This window comes from Stenotrophomonas sp. 89682_Sma, assembly GCF_056481405.1.
In genome coordinates this window covers 3,716,004-3,737,835 of sequence record NZ_CM151147.1, presented here as the reverse complement: position 1 = coordinate 3,737,835, position 21,832 = coordinate 3,716,004, and the positions used below count along the sequence as shown (strand labels likewise).

The 21,832-nt window shown below is 65.9% G+C and carries 20 protein-coding genes; 8 read left to right on the top strand and 12 right to left on the bottom strand.

Annotated elements, in window-relative coordinates:
• The first annotated feature begins 14 nt into the window (after positions 1 to 14).
• A complete protein-coding gene (gene sucD / locus ACZK29_RS17305) occupies positions 15 to 890 on the top strand; it encodes a succinate--CoA ligase subunit alpha (RefSeq protein WP_005410793.1) in 876 nt (291 codons plus the stop codon).
• Positions 891 to 1,007: 117 nt separating this feature from the next.
• On the opposite strand, the gene ACZK29_RS17300 is transcribed toward sucD, so the two are convergent.
• From ACZK29_RS17300 to ACZK29_RS17275, 6 genes are all read right to left on the bottom strand, one after another.
• Positions 1,008 to 2,765 carry an ABC transporter ATP-binding protein gene (locus ACZK29_RS17300; RefSeq protein WP_164146913.1) on the bottom strand — a complete coding sequence of 586 codons (1,758 nt, stop codon included), beginning with the start codon at positions 2,763 to 2,765 and terminating at the stop codon, positions 1,008 to 1,010.
• Between the two features lie 51 nt (positions 2,766 to 2,816).
• Positions 2,817 to 3,086 carry a hypothetical protein gene (locus tag ACZK29_RS17295; protein WP_049447475.1) on the bottom strand — a complete coding sequence of 90 codons (270 nt, stop codon included), beginning with the start codon at positions 3,084 to 3,086 and terminating at the stop codon, positions 2,817 to 2,819.
• Positions 3,087 to 3,404: 318 nt separating this feature from the next.
• Positions 3,405 to 4,421 carry a TraB/GumN family protein gene (locus tag ACZK29_RS17290; protein WP_478446290.1) on the bottom strand — a complete coding sequence of 339 codons (1,017 nt, stop codon included), beginning with the start codon at positions 4,419 to 4,421 and terminating at the stop codon, positions 3,405 to 3,407.
• The gene (locus ACZK29_RS17285; RefSeq protein WP_111204579.1) at positions 4,415 to 5,428 is read right to left on the bottom strand and encodes a lysophospholipid acyltransferase family protein; all 1,014 of its coding nucleotides are present in this window, start codon (positions 5,426 to 5,428) and stop codon (positions 4,415 to 4,417) included. The genes ACZK29_RS17290 and ACZK29_RS17285 overlap by 7 nt, the downstream gene beginning before the upstream one ends.
• Positions 5,422 to 6,096 (bottom strand): hypothetical protein, encoded by a 675-nt coding sequence (locus ACZK29_RS17280; protein ID WP_111204580.1) that lies wholly within the window; start codon positions 6,094 to 6,096, stop codon positions 5,422 to 5,424. The genes ACZK29_RS17285 and ACZK29_RS17280 overlap by 7 nt, the downstream gene beginning before the upstream one ends.
• A 58-nt stretch (positions 6,097 to 6,154) precedes the next feature.
• Positions 6,155 to 6,331 (bottom strand): hypothetical protein, encoded by a 177-nt coding sequence (locus ACZK29_RS17275; RefSeq protein ID WP_164146912.1) that lies wholly within the window; start codon positions 6,329 to 6,331, stop codon positions 6,155 to 6,157.
• Between the two features lie 355 nt (positions 6,332 to 6,686).
• Between ACZK29_RS17275 and ACZK29_RS17270 the strand changes: the two genes are divergently transcribed.
• Positions 6,687 to 8,321: an NAD+ synthase gene (locus tag ACZK29_RS17270; protein WP_111204581.1), complete on the top strand. Its 1,635-nt coding sequence runs from the start codon at positions 6,687 to 6,689 to the stop codon at positions 8,319 to 8,321.
• 137 nt (positions 8,322 to 8,458) lie between these two features.
• Here ACZK29_RS17270 and ACZK29_RS17265 read toward each other — a convergent pair whose 3' ends face one another.
• Both ACZK29_RS17265 and ACZK29_RS17260 read right to left on the bottom strand, forming a co-directional pair.
• A complete protein-coding gene (locus ACZK29_RS17265) occupies positions 8,459 to 9,661 on the bottom strand; it encodes an alpha/beta hydrolase family protein (protein ID WP_111204582.1) in 1,203 nt (400 codons plus the stop codon).
• A gap of 189 nt (positions 9,662 to 9,850) precedes the next feature.
• On the bottom strand, positions 9,851 to 10,738 hold the full coding sequence (locus ACZK29_RS17260) for an outer membrane protein assembly factor BamD (protein WP_024956778.1): 888 nt from the start codon (positions 10,736 to 10,738) through the stop codon (positions 9,851 to 9,853).
• A 113-nt stretch (positions 10,739 to 10,851) separates the two neighbouring features.
• Between ACZK29_RS17260 and rluD the strand changes: the two genes are divergently transcribed.
• From rluD to ACZK29_RS17240, 4 genes are read left to right on the top strand one after another with little or no spacing between them, the layout of a single operon-like run.
• Complete coding sequence (gene rluD, locus ACZK29_RS17255; protein WP_080398596.1) at positions 10,852 to 11,841, top strand: 23S rRNA pseudouridine(1911/1915/1917) synthase RluD; 990 nt, start codon at positions 10,852 to 10,854, stop codon at positions 11,839 to 11,841.
• Positions 11,841 to 12,611, top strand: coding sequence for a peptidoglycan editing factor PgeF (pgeF, locus tag ACZK29_RS17250; protein WP_111204583.1), 771 nt, complete (start codon positions 11,841 to 11,843; stop codon positions 12,609 to 12,611). The genes rluD and pgeF overlap by 1 nt, the downstream gene beginning before the upstream one ends.
• 20 nt (positions 12,612 to 12,631) lie before the next feature.
• The gene (locus ACZK29_RS17245; protein WP_111204584.1) at positions 12,632 to 13,138 is read left to right on the top strand and encodes a DUF4166 domain-containing protein; all 507 of its coding nucleotides are present in this window, start codon (positions 12,632 to 12,634) and stop codon (positions 13,136 to 13,138) included.
• A complete protein-coding gene (locus ACZK29_RS17240; protein ID WP_111204585.1) occupies positions 13,113 to 13,550 on the top strand; it encodes a thiol-disulfide oxidoreductase DCC family protein in 438 nt (145 codons plus the stop codon). The genes ACZK29_RS17245 and ACZK29_RS17240 overlap by 26 nt, the downstream gene beginning before the upstream one ends.
• Positions 13,551 to 13,644: 94 nt before the next feature.
• Here the strand turns inward: ACZK29_RS17240 and otsA are convergent, their stop codons facing one another.
• The 4 genes from otsA to ACZK29_RS17220 form a co-directional block, all read right to left on the bottom strand.
• Positions 13,645 to 15,009, bottom strand: coding sequence for an alpha,alpha-trehalose-phosphate synthase (UDP-forming) (gene otsA / locus ACZK29_RS17235; RefSeq protein WP_106549578.1), 1,365 nt, complete (start codon positions 15,007 to 15,009; stop codon positions 13,645 to 13,647).
• Positions 15,006 to 16,787 carry a glycoside hydrolase family 15 protein gene (locus ACZK29_RS17230; RefSeq protein WP_164146911.1) on the bottom strand — a complete coding sequence of 594 codons (1,782 nt, stop codon included), beginning with the start codon at positions 16,785 to 16,787 and terminating at the stop codon, positions 15,006 to 15,008. The genes otsA and ACZK29_RS17230 overlap by 4 nt, the downstream gene beginning before the upstream one ends.
• 39 nt (positions 16,788 to 16,826) lie before the next feature.
• Positions 16,827 to 17,585: a trehalose-phosphatase gene (gene otsB / locus ACZK29_RS17225; RefSeq protein WP_111204586.1), complete on the bottom strand. Its 759-nt coding sequence runs from the start codon at positions 17,583 to 17,585 to the stop codon at positions 16,827 to 16,829.
• Positions 17,586 to 17,705: 120 nt separating this feature from the next.
• A complete protein-coding gene (locus ACZK29_RS17220; protein ID WP_111204587.1) occupies positions 17,706 to 20,141 on the bottom strand; it encodes a TonB-dependent receptor plug domain-containing protein in 2,436 nt (811 codons plus the stop codon).
• Positions 20,142 to 20,354: 213 nt separating this feature from the next.
• On the opposite strand from ACZK29_RS17220, the gene ACZK29_RS17215 reads away from it, so the two are divergent.
• Positions 20,355 to 20,837, top strand: a complete 483-nt coding sequence (locus tag ACZK29_RS17215) for a DUF3574 domain-containing protein (protein WP_111204588.1) — start codon at positions 20,355 to 20,357, stop codon at positions 20,835 to 20,837.
• Between the two features lie 36 nt (positions 20,838 to 20,873).
• On the top strand, positions 20,874 to 21,731 hold the full coding sequence (locus ACZK29_RS17210; protein WP_478446289.1) for an SH3 domain-containing protein: 858 nt from the start codon (positions 20,874 to 20,876) through the stop codon (positions 21,729 to 21,731).
• Positions 21,732 to 21,832: the final 101 nt, after the last annotated feature.

Sequence of the window (21,832 nt, the reverse complement as noted above, 5' to 3'; positions counted from 1 at the left end):
ACCAAGGAATTCCAATGTCTGTTTTGATCAACAAGAACACCAAGGTGATCGTGCAGGGCTTCACCGGCCAGCAGGGCACCTTCCACGCCACTCAGATGATTGAGTACGGCACCCAGGTTGTCGGCGGCGTGACCCCGGGCAAGGGTGGCACCACCCATATCGACCTGCCGGTCTTCAACACTGTTGCCGACGCCGTGCAGAGCACCGGCGCCAATGCCTCGGTCATCTACGTGCCGCCGCCGTACGCGGCTGACGCGATCCTGGAAGCCGCTGCTGCCGGCATCAAGGTCATCGTCTGCATCACCGAAGGCATCCCGGTGCTGGACATGCTGCGCGTCAAGAACGTGCTGACCCGCTCGCATCCGGACACCGTGCTGATCGGGCCGAACTGCCCGGGCGTCATCACTCCGGGTGAGTGCAAGATCGGCATCATGCCGGGCCACATCCACCAGCCGGGCAAGATCGGCATCGTGTCGCGTTCGGGCACCCTGACCTATGAAGCGGTCAAGCAGACCACCGAAGTCGGCCTGGGCCAGTCCACCTGCATCGGCATCGGTGGTGACCCGATCAACGGCCTGAACTTCGTCGACTGCCTGAAGCTGTTCAACGAAGACCCGCAGACCGAAGGCATCATCATGGTTGGCGAAATCGGCGGCGACGCCGAAGAAGCCGGCGCCGAGTACATCAAGAACCACGTGAAGAAGCCGGTCGTCGGTTTCATCGCCGGTGCGTCGGCTCCGGCCGGCAAGCGCATGGGCCACGCCGGTGCGATCGCCTCGGGCGGCAAGGGCACTGCCGAAGGCAAGTTCGCCGCCATGGAAGCTGCCGGTGTTGTCACCGTCCGCTCGCCGGGCGACCTGGGCGCTGCCATCGCCAAGCTGGTGAAATAAGATCGACTGCCTCCGGCAGACGATGCTGTAGAGCCGGCCGCTGGCCGGCTGCTTGAAACAGAAAGGCCGCCTCCGGGCGGCCTTTCCTGTTCTGCGGGTGGCCCGCTACGGTGGCCATTATTCGACCATGGCCTGCATCTGCGGCCTGATCAGGTCGCGGTATCGAGCGCTGCGGATCAGCAGTTCTTCGTGCGACCCGGTGGCGGCGACCGCACCTTCATCGATGAGTACGATTCGATCGGCGGCAAGAATGGTCTGCAACCGGTGTGCGACGATGAGTGTGGTCGGCCCCGTGCCCGTTCTGAAAACATGGTCATGTACCGCCTGTTCGGCGTGTGAATCGAGCGCCGATGTCGGCTCGTCGAGCAGCAGGATATCGGCCCGCTTCAACAGCGCGCGCGCAATGGCTACCCGTTGCTGCTGGCCGCCTGACAATCGGGCCCCGCGTTCGCCCAAGGGCTCATCGTAGCCAGCGGGCAATTCATTGATGAAGGCATCTGCGCCTGAAGACACTGCTGCGTTCCTGACATCCTCGTCGGTAGCGTCGAGCTTGCCGTATCGGATGTTCTCAAGCACGGATCGGCCGAAAATCGCCGGCGCCTGCGAGATCGTGCCGATGGCGTTGCGGATGCTTGCCGGCTGGAACGTGGAGATATCGTGGCCGTCGATGAAGATGGCGCCCGCCCGCACGGGATGCAGGCGCAGAAGCAGCGACAGCAGCGTACTCTTGCCCGCGCCGGATGCGCCCACGATGGCGACCTTTTCCCCCTTCGCAATGTCCAGGTTCAAGCGTCGCAGGACGGGCCTGTCGGGCGCAGCGGCATACCAGAAATCGACATTCTCGAATCGGATGCATCCCTGCAAAGCCTGCACCCGCCTGGTTTCCTGCGCCTCATGGTGTGGCAGGTCACCAAATGCGGTGATGCGATCAGTCGCTCCGGCGGAGCGCTGCAGCGCGCCCCATGTGTCCAGAAGCGCGGCGGCGGCCATGCCGCACATCACGGCATACATGGCGAACTGTCCCAGCTGGCCCGCCGAGAGCGTCCGGTCCATGACCTTGTGGGTGCCTGTCCATAGCACAGCGGTGATGCCCAGCAGCATCACGATCAATGACAATGCCGTCAGTAAAGACTGCCAGGTCGTGCGCCGACGAGCTCCGCTGACGCTGGCATCGAGCGTCGCCGCATGGCGCTCTGTCTCGAAGGGTTCGCGGGCGAAATCTTTCACCGCCCTGATATGGCCCAGCGCTTCCGCCGCAACGACGCGCGATTGCGCAAGCAGATCATTGTAGTCGCGCGCGCTGGCCCGCAGGTGCTTGGAGCCCACGGCGATGGGAACCGATGCAAACGGGATGGCGGCGATCGTCAGCAGCGCCAGACCAGGGTCGGTAATGAACAACATGGTGACCGCACCGGCCAGCATGATTCCGCTGCGTATTGCCACTGAGAAGCTGACCCCGATGGCTATCCGCAGGTGCTCGATATCCGAGGTCAATCGTGAAAGCAGTTCCGTTGAAGGCTGCTGCTGATGGAATTCCAGCGGCTGGACGAGCAATCGTGAGAACAGCTGCCCCCGCAGGTCATTGGTTACTTCGTCAGCGAGGCGATTGATGAAGTAGACCCGCATTGCCGTGGCCACGCCAATCGCCACTGAGATCAAGGCAAGTGTCAGGAAGATGTTGTCGATCTTCTCCAGGCTGTTCAGGTCCAGGCCGCGGTTGCCCCGTGCGGCGATGGGAACGGCGAGGGCGAACGTGGTTGCAACCACGATGCTGGTCAATGCACCCGCCAGGAGTGGCAGGTGGTTGCGCGAAAGACTCGCCAGCAGCCGGAGCGTGCGTGCCACCGGCATGGCCTTCTCGAGGGATTTATTCACACCCGGCGCTCCTGTCAGTTCCAGTTACTGGAGGAAGCACCATGGCGATGGCTAGTTCATGCACTTGCGCTGCTCCATCGTCCTGATGATGGCCTCGGCACTGCCGGGGTTTGATGCAAGCGCCTGCCGCAGTTCTGCGCACGCCATCCTCCGCCCCATGCGTGCATACCTTCCCATCCATGAGTTGTCTTCGACGCTCACCTGCAATGTGGGCTCGCGCGCCGGAAAAGCGGCCTGGGTCGGTCTTGTCAGGGAGGGGCGCTTGAACGAGATATCATCTGGACGAATGGCAAGGTCGAGCGGTGCGGGGGCAACAGCCATCGCAGGTCCAGGTGCTTCATCGACCACGTCCAGCGTGGGCCTGCGGGGCGCCGCAGATGCAACTGGCAGCGCCGGGCCAGCAGTCCTGCCGGGCCCTCCCGATGCCCGGGGCATAGCAGCGGGAACAGGCGCCCGCGCGGGAGGGCGCTCGATGAACACGAGCGATACCCTCGTTTCATCATCCCCCACGCTCACAGGTGACCTGCCGGCGACCTGGCACAGCAGGATCAGCAAGGCGAGTTGCGCTGCCGATGCCAGGAAAAGCGCCGATAGTCGTTCCACTCGAGGCGACATCGGTCGGTCACTGCGGGAGCGTGTTCAAGGAGACTCGACCTCGTATCCGCGCTGGCGCAGCGCATCGATGTATCCGTCGTTGCCGGACAGGTCGGCGATGGGAAGCACCGCGAGCGTCGTCGTGTTGGCCTGCAGTGCCTTGTCTGCGGCCGCAAGCCATTCCTCCCTTACGACCGTGCGGATGTCGGGCATGCCAAAAGCACGGGCTGCGGGCGCGCTGCTGAGCGAGTCCGTGCATAGTTCATCCCGTTTCGAGGTCAGGGATACGTCGATCCGGGCGGTCTCGCCCGTAGACCATGCATTTGCGTTGGTTACCAGGCGATCCATGCCGGATTCGACAAGATCCATGGTTGCCACCAGGCAGGCGCTGTCGTCGATCGACGTTGACCTGACTGCCTTGAGCATCTGCGCGGCGTTCTGGCGCGAGAGCTTGAGCGTATATCGAGGAGTGTGCAGTCCGATGCCGCGCGCCTTCACTTCGGCGACGATGACGGGAGCGACCACCCCCTTGCTGCTCAGGCCTCGCTGGGCCATCACCGCCGACATCAGCTCGTCCGCCGCGGCAAGCGGGCGCTTGCCTTCGAGGTTGCTGCGGCCAGCGAGGTACTTGTCGCGCAGATTCTGCCAGCGCGCGTATACATCCGGTGCCAGGATGTCTTTGAGTTGCGCATTGCCAGGATTGTTCTGTGCCTTCATGTAGCTGTAGCCAAGCGACAGCTTGCCGAGCCAGCCGGTGTCGACGTCTACGGTGAAGGATGGCTCCCACAGCACGGCCTGAGCCTCGGCAATCACCTCTCGCACCGCTGCCGAATCCCATGTGATCGAGGATGGCACCGGCTTGAGCGTGCCCAGGATCCAGAGTGTGTGCTCGCCACGCGAGACTCTCCAGAGTCCGGGACCCGGTGCCACCCCGGACACCACGACGGTATCAAGGGTGCGCAATGGGGGCTCGGTGGCATCTGCTGCGGCGGCACAGTTGATGCCCGCCGCGGGAAGCGCCAATGCAATGAGGAGCACAAGACGTGATTTCTGTTTCAGCATGTGGGTGCCGTTGCGTCTCTTCTCAGGTCAATTACTGCGGTAGGGGCGAGCATGTCGGGGTCGCGGGCCAGCAGCCCGGCCACGCGCGCCACATCGGACCTCGGCACCTCCAGGTGAGGGCCGTTCTGGGCGATGTGTTGCCGCACGTTCTGCCAGTAGATCAGCTGGTGCTGCATGTGGTGTTCGTAGAAGGCGAAGAGCCCGCGCATGACGCGGTAATCGTCTGCAAGCAGCCTGCGTTCGGACTGGCCCTGTGCTGCAGGTGCCGGCTCAGCGCACGTCGGTGCGAAAACGCTCCTGAAGCCCAGGCCCGACGTGACGGGGGTGGAGATCATCGGGACGATCAGCGCATCGGTTCTGCGGGACAATGCGGCGGTGCCGAGCATGATGCTCATCGAGCGCTTGCAGAAGCTGATGGGGTACGTGGCGTTCTCGTCCTTGAAAACGTCCGGCAGGATGAAGACGGCTGCGCCTGCCCTCAGTTCACGGATGGCTGTTGCCAGGCCTTTGCGGGTGTCATGGACGAAACCAACACCGTTGTCCTCGTTCCAGAACCAACCGTTGAGCCTGTCGAAGATTTCGTTGCCTGGATGGGTTTCCGGGTTTCCATAGAACAGGAAGGTTTTCCGCTCGTGCCGTAAACGCTCCGCCAGCATGATGATCGACAGAATGTAGTGGGCATGGTGCGGCACTGCGATCAGAAGCCCGCGCGGCGTGCGTGCCAGTTCATCGAATGCGCTGTAGTCCGTTCGGTCGGCGCGACTGAGCAGGGACAGGAACTCGGTCCGGTTCCCACGCCGCAGAACATTGGCAACGAACAGCTTCTGCAGGTACCAGTAGTAGTATTCGCCAAATCTCGTGTTTCCCGATTCGGCGCAGGCAACACGCAGGTAGTGCTCGTCGTCGTCGGTCAGAGGGGTCTTGATGATCGACTCGATCCAAGCAATCCGCCGATCAAGGCGGCGCAAGGGACGGGCAAGTTGAGTCAGCAGTTGCGGAATCAGCATGCGAGCATTTCCTGTCGATCAACGACATCGCCTTCAAGCGTATCGATCGCTTCCATCAAGGCGTCGAGTTCAGCATCGATACTGTCGGGTTGGTACTGTGCCAGCAGTGCGGAGCGGAACATCCTGATCTTTCTGCGCGCGTTGTATGTCCTGATCGCCGGCCTGCGCAGTGACTGTTGCTCGCGCAGCAACCATTGATCCCCCAGGCTGCTGCACTGGTGAAGATGGTCGATGATCCCGTGCAGGATCGCGCCGCTGTCGGCCGAATGGGCCTCGATCGTGGAATAGCCCTGTATGCCCCAGAACGACAGTGCATAGCCGTAGCGTTGATTGAGGATCATTTCGAGCGGCGAAACATAGATGTCATCGCGCGAGGTCCGAATCAGCAGGGTTGCTTCGTGTGCTGAGACAAGCTGGTCCGAGAAAATGACGAGTGCTGGTCGCTGGCCGGACTGCGCCAGCCGCACCATGCCGCTTGCGCTCAACCCAAGGCTGTTCTCGTTGCACACAACGCGTAGGCGCCCCGCATCTGCGAGCTGTCTGCTTCTGGTCAAGACTGCGCGCGTGGATGGCAGGACCAGCGCAAGAGCGTTGGTGCCAGCGTGGTTGCTGCCTGCATAGGCATGGAGGCTCCGCTCGAACTCCTCCGGTGCGTTGAATCCATCCATGGAATGTGCTCTCGATAATGACGAGGGCGAAGGCAACCGCCTTCGCCCTCGATCTGCGTCAGTTGATGCCCGGCTCGATTTCCGGCACGCAGTCATTGCCGTTGCTGCCGCAACAGTCCGAGCAGAACAGTGCTACCGCACCATTCCTCACCACTTCAAATGCGGTGCCAATCGACGTTGCGTCTTCGGCCCTCTGCAGCATCCCAGCTTCAAAGCCTGCGACATCCAATGCCATAGAACTCATCCTGATTCTCCATTCCAATTGGATACAGCTATCAATAGCCGGACCGAGTGAGCCGGCCAATCTGGACACAACGTCCAAATTCCTTTTTGAATCAGCTAGCGCGGTGATCTGAGCCGTCGAAGGTGGTCACCATGAATTTTTCGTGAATGGGAGAGTGCTACTGATGAAGGCGAAAATCAATAGCCCCCAGTACGGACATTCGAGCAGGCGATGGCAGGGCCTGGCCGGCAGGGAAATGAGGTCCAGGTCTGCGCGACCCGGGGCGGACCGATCGCATGCATCGGGCCTGACCGGTCCGTGTCCAAAGGCCTAGAATGATGCAATTGCAACCACAGGCTGGATTCCCATGGCTTCGATCCGCATCGCGATGGCGCAGTTCGATTTCCCGGTCGGCGATGTCGCCGGCAACACCGAGCGCATCATCGAGATGATCGGCCAGGCGCGCGACGAGTATGGCGCCGAGCTGGTGATGTTCCCCGAGCTGGCGGTGAGCGGTTATCCGCCGGAGGACCTGCTGCTGCGTCCCGGCTTCCTGTTCGAATGCGAGCAGGCGATGGGCCGTATCGCTGCTGCCTGCCGCGGCATCACCGCGGTGGTCGGCTGGCCGCAGGCGGCTGGCGCGGTGGTCTACAACGCCGCCAGCGTGCTGCGCGATGGCCTGGTCGAGCAGACCTACCGCAAGCGTGAGCTGCCCAATTACGCCGTGTTCGACGAACGCCGCTACTTCGATGTTGATCCGGACGGTGGCAGCTGCGTGTTCGAGGTCAACGGCATTCCGGTGGGTTTGCTGATCTGCGAGGACCTGTGGTTCGCCGAGCCGCTGGCCGACACCGTGCGCGCCGGCGCGCAGCTGGTGGTGGTACCCAATGCCTCGCCGTACGAGCGCGGCAAGCACGCCCAGCGCGATGCGGTGCTGGCCGCCCGCACCCGCGAGAGCGGGGCAGCGATTGCCTATCTCAATGTGGTTGGTGGGCAGGATGCGCTGGTGTTTGATGGCGCCTCGGTGGTGGCCGATGGTGACGGCACGGTGCATCCCGCCGCCGCCGCCTTCGTCGACCAGTGGCTGGTGGTGGAGTACGACGGCCAAACGCGCCGCTTCATGCCGCACGTGTGGATGGACGATGGCGACGAGAGCATGGACGCGCTGGCCTGGCGCGCGGTGACCCGTGGCATCCAGGACTACTGCCGCAAGAACGGTTTCAAGAAGGTCTGGCTGGGCCTGTCCGGTGGCATCGATTCGGCGCTGGTACTGGCGCTGGCGGTCGACGCGCTCGGCGCTGAGAACGTCACCGCGGTGCGCCTGCCGTCGCGCTACACCGCCGGCATGTCCAACGACCTGGCCGCCGAGCAGTGCCAGGCACTGGGCGTGAAGCTGGAAGCGGTCTCGATCGAGCCGGCGTTCAAGGGCCTGATGGAATCGCTGGCGCCGATGTTCGAAGGTACTGCGCCGGACGTGACCGAGGAGAACCTGCAGTCGCGCAGCCGTGGCGTGATCCTGATGGCACTGGCCAACAAGTTCGGTGGCCTGCTGCTGACCACCGGCAACAAGAGCGAGTACGCCGTCGGCTACGCCACCATCTATGGCGACATGTGCGGTGGCTATGCGCCGTTGAAGGACCTGTACAAGACCGAGGTGTTCGGCCTGTCCAAGTGGCGCAATACCGTGGGCGGCGCGCCGGTGATCCCGCCGGCGGTGATCAGCCGCCCGCCGTCGGCCGAACTGCGCGAGAACCAGCTGGACCAGGACTCGCTGCCGGCCTATGACGTGCTGGACGGCATCCTGTACCGCTACATCGACCAGGAGCAGTCGCGCACGGAGATCGTTGCCGCCGGTTATGACGCGGCCGTGGTCGACCGCGTGCTGCGCCTGGTGCGCATCAGCGAGTGGAAGCGGCACCAGGCCGCGCCAGGCCCGAAGGTGTCGCGCCGCGCTTTCGGTCGCGAGCGTCGTTACCCGATCAGCAATGGCTACAAAGGCTGAGGCAGCCGTTGGCAGGTAGTGCCGGCGGCTGGCCGGCAACCCGATGCGCCGTGCATCCACGCGTGGATCGACTGCCTCCGGTAGTGCCGGCCGCTGGCCGGCAACCCGTATCCCGCGCATCCATGCATGGCGTGGATCTACCGGGCGTCGTCGAGCAGCTGTTCGAGGTCGGCGGTTTCCGCAGCGTCGTTGAAGTGGCCGTCCTCAAGCCGTGCACGCACAAACGCCAGGCCATCCGCCGCCGCCGCGTCCAGCGTGCCGCGATGGTCCACCGGGTAGCGCCGGAACGCGACCGGCTCGCCGCGCAGCGCCAGGCCTGCGGCATACAGCAGGGTGGTCAGATAGGGCACGTCGCGGTCCTCGCTGCCGTGGCCCAGCATCAGCGGTTGGCTGAAGCCGCGGCGCGGTACGCCGAGATAGTCGTACAGCACTGCCCAGATGCCCGGCACGCTGGTCAGCGGTGCAGTGAACATGCTGCCGGTATCCGCGCCGTCCAGCGTGGCGGCCAGTTCGCCCAGGCACTGCTCGCGTGCCACTGCCACGCGGGCGCGGCCGGTGTCGCTGAGGACGCGGTCGATCTGCGGCGCGACCTGCAGCAGGCCATCAAGCAGATAGGCGTGATAGGCATTGAGTGCGCCCGGATTGGCGGTGCGGTTGTCCGGCTTCATCACCACGGCGGTCAGCTCGACTGCGGTGGGGGTGCCGGTGGTGAAACTGCCGCGGTAGTGCAGGGAAGGGCCGCCATAGGCAGCGGCCAGATGCCCGGCGGTGAGGGCTGCGGCGCCACCCTGTGAGTGGCCGACCGAGACCCAGCGCGGTGACAGCGTTGACCCGCCAAGGTACTGGCGGCTGGCCTTGACCAGGTCGATCGCGTTGCGCGCGGCCGTGCGGACGTGCAGGTAGGCGTGGTCGCCGGGGCTGCCGAGCCCCTGGTAGTCGGCAGCGACCACGGCATAGCCCTGGGCCAGGAACTGGTCGAGGAAGCGCCCGTCGCGTTCGGGCTGGTAGGGGCCCGATACCGAGGGCGCGCAGCGATCGGCGATGCCCTGGGTGCCATGCGCCCACGACACCACCGGCCAGCCCCCGATGGGCGCCGCGCCGGCGGGCAGGTACAGCAGGCCGGTGCCTTCGGCCAGCTGGCCGCGATGATCCGGAGTGCGGTAGTGCAGCTTGTAGGTCTGCGCGGCCTTGGACGGCACCCATGGCGCGCGATAGGGTGCAGCAGACAGCAGATCGCCCGGTGCGGGTGAGGCAGCCGCCACGGGGCCCGAGGACAGCGCCAGCAGGGCAGTGGCGAGGAGGCAGGCGAGGGGGCGGAAACGACGGGGTGGTGGGGCCATGGGCGCTCCTTCACGGCCGGGATGGCCGTTGCGCCGCAGTGTGGAGGGCCTCACCTACGCCGATTGGGACCGGCGTCGCATCCGCCGGGGATTCGTAGAATTCCTAGTGTCGTGGTCCATGGGCGCACGAACCCTCCACGCATGGCGTGGATCTGCCGACAAAGAAAAGGCCCCTTTCGGGGCCTTCTTTTACTTCTTTTCCAGTCGCGCGTTGCGCTGGCCGGTGCTGGCGGACTTCTCGCCGGCGAACGGGTTCAGCTTGCGGATCATCCACGGGTACTTCGGCCACTTGCCTTCCAGCCACGGGTGGTCCGGCTGGTTCAGCTGCAGGACGCGGCGGGCGTCGTCGGCCAGGGTCTTGTTGCCCAGGTGGGTGTAGGAATCGGCCAGGACGGCGACGGCGTCGTACTGGAACGCGCTCTGCGGATAGGTTTCCAGCAGGTAGTTGGCGCGGCCGGCGGCCGAGACCCAGGCGCCGCGGCGCATGTAGTACAGGGCGTTGTCCAGCTCGTGCTGGGCGAACACGTCACGCAGCTCCAGCATGCGCTGGCGCGCATCGGCGGCGTAGCGGCTGTTCGGGTAGCGGTCGACCACGATGTTGAAGTCCGAATACGCCTGGTGCGGCGTGGACAGGTCGCGGCGGCTGGCGTCCAGCGACCATACGCGGCGCAGGAAAACCGTACTGCGGTTGGAGTTGGCCAGGCCGCGCAGGTAGTACAGGTACGCGATGTTGCGGTGGGTCGGGTAGGTACGGATGAAGCGGTCGATGCTGGACACCGCATCGTCGTGCTTGCCGGCCTTGTACTGCGCGTAGGCGGTTTCGATCATCGCCTGTTCGGTATACGGGCCGTACGGATACTGGGCCACGAGGCGGCGGAAGCTGGTTTCAGCCCCGCTCCAGTTGCCACCCTGCATCAGCTTGTGGCTCTTCTCGTACAACTGTTCGACCGGCGTCCCTTCATCGGGGCGATCGCCCTTCTTGGCGCCACGGTGGCAGCCGGTGGCGGCGATGACCAGCACCAGCAGCAGGGCGGTGAGGCGGACGGGCGCGGAGAGCATGGAGGAGCGTCGGATCATGAGGTCGAGGCGGGACGCGGCTGGAATACGAAGGGTCGATGATAGCCTAGTGTCCTGTCCAGCGACTGAAACCGGCCGCCGGGACCCCAAAATTTCAAAGAATGCCCCCTGCCATGTCTGAACAACCCTCTGAATCGGCCCGCCAGGCCATCGTCCCCGACACCGCTGCCGGCCGCCGTTTCGACGCCGTGGTGGCCGAACTGTTCCCCGAATACTCGCGTTCGCGCCTGACCGAGTGGATCAAGGCCGGGGAGGTCCTGCTGGACGGCGCCCAGGTGCGCCCGCGCGATCCGCTGCGCGGTGGCGAGGTGGTGACCCTCAACGTGGTGCTGGAAACCCAGACCGACGCCCAGCCGGAGGACATCCCGCTGGACGTGCTGTTCGAGGACGAGCACCTGCTGGTGATCAACAAGCCGGTCGGCCTGGTGGTGCACCCGGGCGCGGGCAACCACAGCGGCACCCTGGTCAACGCCCTGCTGTTCCGCGACCCGTCGGTGGCGGTGCTGCCGCGCGCGGGCATCGTGCACCGCCTGGACAAGGACACCAGTGGCGTGATGGTGGTGGCCAAGACCCTGGAAGCGCAGACCGCGCTGGTCGAGCAGCTGGCCGCACGCGACGTGCACCGCCAGTACCTGGCCATCGTGATGGGTGCGCTGGTGGCCGGCGGTACCGCCGATGCCCCGATCGACCGCCACCCGCGCGACCGCCTGAAGATGGCGGTGCGCGAGGACGGCAAGGAAGCGATCACCCACTACCGCCTGCGCGAGCGCTTCCGTGCGCACACCGCGCTGGAGTGCCGCCTGGAAACCGGCCGTACCCACCAGATCCGCGTGCACATGGCGCATGTGCGCCATCCGATCATCGGTGACCCGCTGTACGGCGGTGCGCTGAAGCTGCCCAAGGGGGCCAGCGATGAGCTGGTGGCCGCGCTGCGTGGCTTCAAGCGCCAGGCCCTGCACGCCGAGACCCTGGAGTTCACGCACCCGATCACTGGTGAGCTGGTGCGCAACACCGCGCCGGTGCCGGACGACATGCTGCACCTGATGAAGGTGCTGCGCGAAGACAGCGAAGCCTTCGCCGCGCGCGAGCGGGACCGCTGGTAATGGACGCCGCGCTGCCGTTGCTGTGGGCCGATTGGGTGGCGCCTGCGGGCGTCCATGCGCTGACCACGCGCCGGCATGGCGCGGGCATCTCGCCGGCGCCGTTCGCGCAGTTCAACCTGGGCAACCGGCACGCGGCCGATGGTGATACCCCCGCCAACGTGGAGCACAACCGCCAGCTGCTGCAGCAGGGGTTGGCGCTGCCGTCGGCCCCGCACTGGCTGCGCCAGGTGCACAGCAGCACCGTGCTGCGCTTCAGCGCGCCGCCGGTACCGGGTGCCGCCGAGCCGGTGGCCGATGCCGCGGTGACCTCGGTGTCGGGCGTGGTGCTGGCGATCCTGACCGCCGACTGCCTGCCGGTGGTGTTCGCCGCTGCCGATGGCAGTGAGGTGGGCGCGGCCCACGCAGGCTGGCGTGGCCTGGCCGACGGCATGCTGGAGGCCACCGTGGCCGCCATGCAGACGCCTCCCGGGCAGTTGCGCGCATGGCTGGGACCGGCTGCCGGACCGGCCGATTACGAGATCGGCGAAGAGGTCTACCACGCTTTCGTCGGGCATGATCCGGCCGCTGAGGCGGCGTTCGTGGCCACCCGCGCAGGCCACTGGAAAGTGGACCTGTTCGCGCTGGCGCGGCAGCGCCTGCAGGCCGCGGGCATGGACCCGGCGCAGGTATACGGCGGCACGGTCTCGACCATGGCCGATCCGGACCTGTACTCGCACCGGCGCGATCGTCGTACCGGACGCATGGCGACGCTGGCCTGGATCGCTCCCTGAGCACGCCCCTGTTCGCACGGGTGCTGGGGCCGGCCTTCGCCACCCTGGCCGCGCCTGTGCAGGCGCTGCATGCCGCGCCGCTGCCCTGCCGTTATGCAGGGCAGGCGCGGATCGTGCGGGGACGGCACTGGCTGGTGCCGTTGCTGGCCGCAGTGGCACGGTTGCCGAACAACGGCGATGCGCTGCCGACCGAGGTAGCGTTCAGCGCGCACGGGCAGGGCGAGCAATGGGCGCGACGCTTCGGACGCTGGCCGATGGTGTCCCGGTTGTGGGAGCACGAAGGGCATCTGCACGAGCAGCTGGGTGCAGTGCGTTTCGCGTTCGGCCTGCAGGCCCGCGATGGCGGCATCGACTGGACGGTGCGGCGGGTCTGGGCATTGGGCCTGCTGCCGCTGCCAACACGCTGGTTCGGTGGCGTGCGCTGCCGTGAAGCGTGGCACGGCCAGCGCTACACTTTCCTGGTCGATGTGACCTTGCCCTGGGCCGGAGCCCTGATCCGCTATGAAGGCTGGCTCGAACCGCAGTGAGGTTGCCACCGAGACCGGCCGCGCGGTGATCGTGTTCGATGGTGTCTGCGCGCTCTGCAACGGCTGGGTGCGCTTCCTGCTGCGTTTCGACCGCACGGGACGCTATCGTTTTGCAGCGATGCAGGGCGAGCGGGGCAGTGCGCTGCTGCGTTCGCATGGCTTGGATCCGCAGGACCCGGCATCGTTCCTGCTGCTGGACGCACAGGGCGCCTGGACCGATACCGATGCGATCCTGCGCGTGCTGGCCGGGCTGGGCGGCGCCTGGCGCCTGAGCGGCGTGCTGCGGATGGTGCCGCGCGGCTGGCGTGATGCGGCGTACCGCGCGCTGGCACGCAACCGCTACCGCTGGTTCGGTCGGCATGATGCCTGCCATCTGCCTGCCCCGGAGCAGGCCGCGCGGTTCCTGGATTGATCGCCTGTCTTCTGTAGAGTCGAGCCATGCTCGAGTTGCTTTTTCTCCTGCCAATAGCAGCTGAGCATGGCTCGGCTCTACAGGAACGCGTGCTTCAACCTTCCAGCGCGTCCAGGTAGCTGCGGCGCCAGTGGTTGATGTCGTAGGTGCGCAGGTGCTCCATCATCGCGTGCCAGCGCTCCTTGCGCCTGCTCAGCGACATCGTCGCGGCCGTGGCGATGGCATCGGCCACGCCGTCCAGATCGTGCGGGTTCACCAGCAGCGCCTGCTTCAGCTCGTCGGCGGCCCCGGCCAGCAGCGACAACACCAGTACGCCGGGATCGTCCGGGTCCTGCGAGGCCACGTATTCCTTGGCCACCAGGTTCATGCCATCACGCAGCGGGGTCACCAGTCCCACTGCCGCCGCCCGGTAGAAGCCGGTAAGCGTGGCGTGGGTGAAGTTCTGGTTGACGTAGCGCAGCGGTGTCCAGTCCGGTTCGGCGTGGCCACCGTTGATGTGGCCGGCGATCTGTTCCAGCTGGCTGCGCAGTTGACGGTACTCGGTGACATCACCGCGCGAGACCGGAGCGATCTGCAGGTACGTCAGCGAACCCCGCTGGTCGGGATGGCGCTCCAGATAGCGCTCGAAGCCAAGGAAGCGCTCGGGCAGGCCCTTGGAATAGTCCAGGCGATCCACGCCGATGGCCAGTTGGCGGTCGCGCAGGCTGGCGCGCAGATTCTTCACCGCGGCCTTGGTCGCGGCGGTACCGGCCTGTCGCGCGATCAGCTCGGTGTCGATACCGATCGGGAACGCGGCCGCGCGGAAGCGGCGTCCACCTGGCGCTTCCAGTTCGCCATTGTCGAGTACGCGGCCGCCACCGAACAGGCGCAGGTAGGTCTGGAAGCGATCGGCGTCGCGCTGGGTCTGGAAGCCGACCAGATCGTAGGCATACAGCGCGGAGAACAGCCGCAGGTGGTCGGGCATGGCCTGCAGCAGGTCGGCCGAGGGCATCGGGATGTGCAGGAAGAAGCCGATGCGGCAGCCGATGCCACGCTCGCGCAGCAGCGCACCCAGCGGGATCAGGTGGTAGTCGTGGATCCAGACGATGTCGTCCTCGCGCAGCAGCGGCGCGAGCTTGTCGGCGAACAGCGCGTTGACCTTGTGGTAGGTCTCGCGGGTGCCGCGGTCGTAGTCGACCAGATCCAGGCGGAAGTGCAGCAACGGCCACAAGGTGCGGTTGGCGAAGCCGTTGTAGTAGCCATCCACCTCGCGCTTGCTCAGATCCAGCGTGACGAACTCGATGTCGCCGTCTTTCTGCGTGTGCAGCGTGCCGCTGCCATCGCGCACGCTCTTGCCACTCCAGCCGAACCACATGCCGCCGCGTTCCTTCAGGGCAGCCAGCAGGCCCACCGCCAGGCCACCGGCACGGTTCTCGCCGGGCACGGCCACACGGTTTGAAACCACGACCAGACGACTCACGATGCCTCCTGCCAGGACCGCGACAGGCGCATTGCGGCGGTGATCAGGCCGACGTGCGAATAGGTCTGCGGGAAATTGCCCCAGGCCTCGCCGCTGTCGAAGGCCAGATCCTCCGACAGCAGGCCCAGATGGTTGCGCTGCTTCAGCAGCAGCTCGAACATCCCGCGTGCTTCGTCCATGCGCCCGATCGCCGCCAGGGCATCGATGTACCAGAAAGTGCAGATGGTGAAGCTGGTTTCAGGCTCGCCGAAGTCATCCGGTGCGACATAGCGGTACAGCGAATTGCCATGCTTGAGGTCTCGGCCGATGGCCTCCACGGTGGCGATGAAGCGCGCGTCCATCGCGTCGATGAAGCCGATGTCGGCCAACAGCAGCAGCGAGGCATCCAGCCGATGGCCACCGAAGGTATCGGTGAAGTGGCCCAGCTCCTCGCTCCAGGATTCGGCCATGATGCGTGCGTGGATGGTGTCGGCGCGCTCGCGCCAATAGTGCGCACGGTCGTCGCGCTTCAGGCGTACGGCGATCTTGCACAGGCGGTCGCAGGCCGCCCAGCACATCGCACTGGTGTAGGTGTGCACCTCGGTACGCCCGCGGAACTCCCACAGACCGGCATCGGGTACGTCGTGCAGGGCGAATGCCTGTTCGCCCAAGGGTTCCAGGCGGGCAAAGGTGTGCGCATCCCCCGGGTCCTGCAGGCGACGGTCGAAGAACAGCTGCGTGGAGGCCAGCACCACGCTGCCGTAGACATCGTGCTGGCGCTGCACCCAGGCCAGGTTGCCGCGACGCACCGGGCCCATCCCGCGATAGCCGGACAGGCTGGGGACTTCGTTCTCGTCCAGCTTGGCCTCGAAGCCGATGCCATACAGCGGCTGCAGCGTGCCATCGGTGGTGGCCAGGTTGAAGATGTAGCCGAGGAACTGCTCCATCGTACGGGTGGCGCCAAGCCGGTTCAGCGCACGCACGACGAAGGCGGCATCGCGCAGCCAGCAGTAGCGGTAGTCCCAGTTGCGCACACTGCCGGGCGCTTCCGGAATGGAGGTGGTCATTGCCGCGATGATCGCGCCGCTGTCCTCGTACTGGCACAGCTTCAACGTGATCGCACTGCGGATGACCGCGTCCTGCCATTCCAGCGGAATGGACAGGTAGCGCACCCACTCACGCCAGTAATCGCGGGTGCGCTGGAAGGCTTCCTGCACATAGCCGCTGATGGAGCGGTTGAGCGATTCGTCCACGCCGAGGATCAGGTGGATGGGATGGTTGAGCACGAACGGCAGGCCATCGCGCACGAACCGTACCGGCACGTCGGTGGTCAGCCGCAGCACGTGCTCGGGCAGGATCCAGCGCACGTGGTTGCTGCCCCAGGTGGACTCGGGCACACGCGCGCCCCAGTCGGCCAGTGGGCGCGCACGCACGGTGATACGTGGGCTGCCGGCCAGTGGGCGGACTTGGCGGATCAGGCTGACCGGACGGTAGAAACGGTCGTTCTGGCGCCAGCGCGGGGCGAAATCGAGGATTTCCAGTGCGCCGCCCTGCGTGTCACGCAGCACGGTGCGCAGGATCGCGGTGTTGGTGAGGTACTCCTGCTCGCTGTCGGCAAAGTCCTCCAGCTCGATGGCGAAGTCGCCACCGGTCTGCTGGTTGGGGCCGAGCAGGGCGCAGAAGGTGGGGTCGCCGTCGAAGGTGGGCAGGCAGCTCCAGACAACGCGGGCACGTTTGTCGACCAGGGCGCCGAAGCTGCCGTTGCCGACCACGCCCAGATCAAGATCGGGTTGGGTCATCACGCGGTACATCTCGGTTGCGGCCGTGGGGTGGCCGGGTCAATAGGCATTCTCACGCAGCCAGGCGTGCACGCTGCGTATGTCGGGCAGCGCGAACACTGCCGCACTGGGTTCGCGCTCGCCCACCAGTACGCTCCAGCCATGCTGGACGTTGGCGGCGTCGAAGCCGAATTCATCGGTGAGGTCGTCACCGAGGAATACCGGCAGGCGGCCGCGGAAGGGCAGGTACTGCATCATCCGGCGCACGGCACGGCCCTTGTCGGTGCCGACAGGCACGAACTCGACCACATGGTCGCCAGGTTGCAGGCGGTAGCTGGCACGGCCACGCACGTGGCGGTCGGCGAAGGCGCGGACATCGCTGGCGGCATGCGGCGCGCCGCGCCAGTGCAGGGCCAGGCCGACGCCCTTGTCTTCCACCAGCACGCCGGGATGGCCGTGGGCGAAGCGCATCGCCTGCTGGTGCAGTGCGTGCAGCCACTCGGCGGTGTCGTCATCGTGTTCGTCACGCAGCACACGACCATCCTGGCCACGCAGTTCATGGCCGTGCAGGCCGGCGGCAGGCAGTTGCAGGGGAGCGAACAGTTGATCCAGCTGTTCAAGCGGGCGACCACTGACCAGTGCCACGGCACCTTCCAGGCGGTCGCTGATGCGGCCGATGGCTTCGCGCACATCCGGCAGCAGCTGCACGGCATCCGGGCGTGCAGCGAATTCGATCAGGGTGCCATCGACATCGAGGAACAACGCACAGGCGTCGTCCAGCAAGGGCGGTGGCGGACGCAGGGGGAGCGGTTCAGCCATGCCCTCACCTTGCCAGCGTGGGCGTGTAGGGCAGGTCGAGGCAGGGCGACAGTTCACTGACCTGCCGGCCCTGGACCCGGCGACTCTACGCCGCCGGCTCTACCGGGTCTATTCTGCGAATCAGAACGTATAGCGGACGCGGCCGTAGTAGTACGCGCCGTTGCTGCCGATCGGCGACAGCACGTCATACGGCAGGTTGCCGAAGTAGTGAATATCGCTGTTGGATCGATCCGGGTAGTTGTCGGTCAGGTTCTGGCCACCGATGGCCACGCTCCAGCGCGGAGTGATGCGGTACTCGACCTCCGCATCCAGCTGCCATTCGGCCTGGTAGGTCTGGCGCGGAATGTAGCCGTCACCGAAGTTGAACACGCGGGTGGCGCTGCCATAGCGGTTCACGCGGGTACTCAGCGACCAGCGGTCGTTGCTCCATGCGGCCGAGAAACTGCCGCGCGTGCGCGGCGTGGCATCGGTAAGCGTGTTGGTCTCTTCGATGCCGAACAGCACGTAGTCCGGGTTCAGCGCGCGCAGCTGTGCCGGCGTGGCCAGCACGTTCTTCAGCGTGGTCTTGGTGTAGGCGTAGGTGCCGGTCAGCAGCAGCTGGCCATCGCCCAGCGACTGGCGCCAGTTGCTCACCAGCTCGGCGCCACGGGTGCGGGTATCGGCGGCGTTGACGAAGAAGCTGGCGCTCTGCAGGCCGCTGACGCCGTAGTTCGCCGCCACGTAATCGGTGAGCGCATCACCGGTGATGCTCTCCGACAGCGCGATGCGGTCGTCGATGTCGATCTGGAAGAAGTCCAGCGACAGGTCGAAATGCTCGCCGATGCGGCTGGTGAAACCGAGCGAGGTGTTCAGCGACTTCTCCGGCTTCAGGTCACGTGCGCCGAGGCCACGCGCGATCGGATTGTTGACCGACAGCAGGCGGCCCTGCACCAGCTGGCCGCCAGCGTTGTAGCCGGTGGAGGTGGATTCGTAACCGATCTGTGCCAGCGACGGCGCACGGAAATTGTTGGAGATGGCACCGCGCAGTGCGAACGCCGGGGTGAATTCATAGCGCAGGCCGAGCTTGCCGGTCAGTTCGCCGCCGAAGTCATCGTTGTGCTCGTAGCGCGCGGCCAGATCGGTGGAGAACTTCTCGCCGAACTGGCTGGACAGGCTGGCATAGGCGCTGGCCACATCGCGCGACAGGGTGGCTGCATCCTGCGGGGTCAGGCCGCCACCGGCCTGCGAACCGGTCGGGCGATCGGTGAACGGGCCGGCCGCGTAGCTGGCCGGGTCACCTGGGCGGGTCTGGTAGCGCTCGTGGCGCGCTTCCACACCCAGGCCCAGGGTGTGGCTGATGCTCTCGCTCTGGGTGAACACGCGGCTCAGGTCGAGGTTGCCCACGGTCTGTGCGTACTCGTAATCGGCGGTCTTGAAGCGGGTCGGGCTGGTCGGGCCGAGCGAGGCATTGAGCGAATCGCGCAGGCGGTAGGTGAAGTCGTTCTGGCCATAATCCAGGCTGCCGTCGTAGCTCCACTCGCCCCACTGGCCGCGCACGCCGGCCACGGCCTGCACGTCTCGGTTCTCGCCTTCGGAGATCGGCCGGTAACCGTTCGGATAGACCTGCTTCCAGTTGGCATCGCCGTCGGGGTAGCGGAAGTAGTTCGCGCCTTCGGTGTCACGCTGGTTGAAGGTGCCGAACGCGTAGAACGTCGAGGTCTGGCCGACCGGGATCTCGGTGTTCAGCCACAGGTTGATGTCCTTGCTCTTGCCATCGCCCAGCACGTAGTTGCGCTTGCCCTGCAGCGCCAGGTTGCCTGGAGTCTGGTCCCACGGCGGAATCTGGTCGAAGCCGGCGCGGTTGGTGCCGTTGCGGTGCTTGTATTCCAGGCCGACGCGCAGGAAGCCACCGTCCTCGCCCAGCGAGGTGCCGACCTTGGCACTGATGTTGCCGGTCTGGCCGTCGGTGAGGGTGCGGCCGATCGGCTTGAGGTCGGTGTGGTTGGCACCGTAGCTGGCTTCGATCTCGCCACCGTCGCCGCCGTTGTCGAGGATCACGTTGATGACGCCGGCGACCGCGTCAGAGCCGTACAGCGCACCGGCGCCATCGCGCAGCACTTCGATGCGCTTGATTGCACTGACCGGAATCGAGTTGAAGTCGACCGGGGTGGTGCCCTTGCCGATCTTGCTGTCGGTGTTGACCAGCGCGGTGTGGTGGCGGCGCTTGCCATTGACCAGCACCAGCACCTGGTCCGGCGACAGGCCACGCAGCTGCGCGGCGCGCACATGGTCGGCACCGCCGGAGTTGGACTGGCGCGGGAAGTTGAACGACGGCAGCAGTGCCTGCAGCGCGCTGCCCAGTTCACCGTTGACCACGCCGGCCTTGCGGATGTCCTCGGCGGTGAGCACGTCCACCGGCGAGGTGGATTCAAGCACGGTGCGGTCGGCGGCGCGGGTGCCGGTGACGATCACCGTGTCCAGGCTGGTGGCGTCCTGGGCCAGGGCCGGGACGGCGGCGGAGGAAAGCGCGAGGGCGATGGCGAGGCCGAGCGGCGACGCGGGCAGGTGGGCGGACATGGGGGCTCCAGCAACAACGACGGCGGGGAAGGGGAGATAGTTTCACTTACATCCATCCGGATGAAGCGATATATTATCTTCGCGTGATGGCCGGTGCCGATGCAAGCCCCTGCCGGTCCGGCATGAGCTGATGCCCTGTGGGCATCATCACGCCGGGCCGGTGGCGCTGTACGCTGCCGGCTCGCCCTGTCCCCCTTCCCCGGAGCTGTACCGATGAAACACCTTGGCCTCGTCTTTGCCGTGCTGCTGGCCACCAGCGGCTGTGCCAGCCTGTCCTCGCAGGCGCCCAGCGCCTATGCCACGGCCACCACCGCCGAACTGAAGGGCGATGCCGCACGCCCGTCCGACGGCCACGGCTGGGTGCGCAGCGAGCTGTACTTCGGCGTGGGCGAGGAGCAGGGCGCCGGCAACCGCCCGCAGGCCGATACCATCAGCGAGGCGCAGTGGCGCACCTTCCTGGACAAGGAAGTGACCCCGCGCTTCCCGGATGGCCTGACCGTGTTCGATGCCTATGGCCAATGGCTGTTCCGCGGTGATGCCTCGCCCAACCGCCTGCGCACCAAGGTGTTGGTGGTGCTGCACGAGGACACCCAGCAGCGCCGCGCCGACATCGAAGCGATCCGCCTGGCGTGGAAGCAGCAGACCAAGCATCAATCGGTGCTGTGGTCGCGGCAGCCGGTCGAGGTATCGTTCTGAGTTGAAGGTGCCGCCGCGGTGCCGCAGGGAGCAATGATGAATTGCAGGGAATGCGTGCTGGGCCTGGTGCTGGCGGGAGTGCTGGCACCGTCGGCGCAGGCAAGTAGCGACGACGGCGAAACGCTGCGGTTCCAGGTGGCCGCTCACGTGCAGGCGCACGCCGATCCCCAGCAGGATGGCAGCATCGCGGTACAGCTGTCGCCGTCAGGCAAGCGCCAGGTGCTGGCGGGCGCGGCGGATGCCGACGGCAATTCGCAGTGGGGTCTGGAGGACGTCGATTTCGATGGCTACCCGGAGCTGGTCGCGCGTGCATCGGTGGGCATGGTCAACGAAGCGGTGGCGGTGTACCGCTTCGATCCGGCCAGTGCAGGTTTCCGCGCGCTGCAGGCCGACACCCACGGCAAGGATAGTTGCGGTGACCTGATGGGGCTGAGCGTGGACATTGCCACCCACACCCTCACCAGCAGTTGTCGCAGCGGCCCGATGTGCTACACCGACCAGTACCGGTTTGCAGGCGCGAAGCTCTACCTTTACCGCAGCGAGAATGTGCTGATGCTGGGCGATACGGTGAGCGCCACGCTGCAGTGGGAACAGACCGACGAGCAGGGCCCGCTGGCGGTCTGGCGCACCTACGATGCCGATGGCCGCGTGTTGGAGACGGCCATCGCCGATGGCCTGGGCGCACGGCCCGACGGGCCGCTGCGTGGCCAGCAGGCTACCGTGGTGCCAGCACGCGTGTTCCTGTTCGATCGCCCCGGTGCATCGAGCACCAAGCGCTACCTGGTGCAGGGCGATCGCGTGGAAATGCTGGATGAACAGGACGGCTGGGTGAGGCTGCGCTACCGCAACCCGAAGCAGGGCGTGGTGGAGGGTTGGATCAACGTCAATGATTGACGAGATGTCTACCCGCAGTTTGCACATCGAGGCGATGCGCAACTTGCCCACGGGGGCATCACTTCACCGGGTCTAGCCTCGGACGTTCCCCCGTTCGAGGA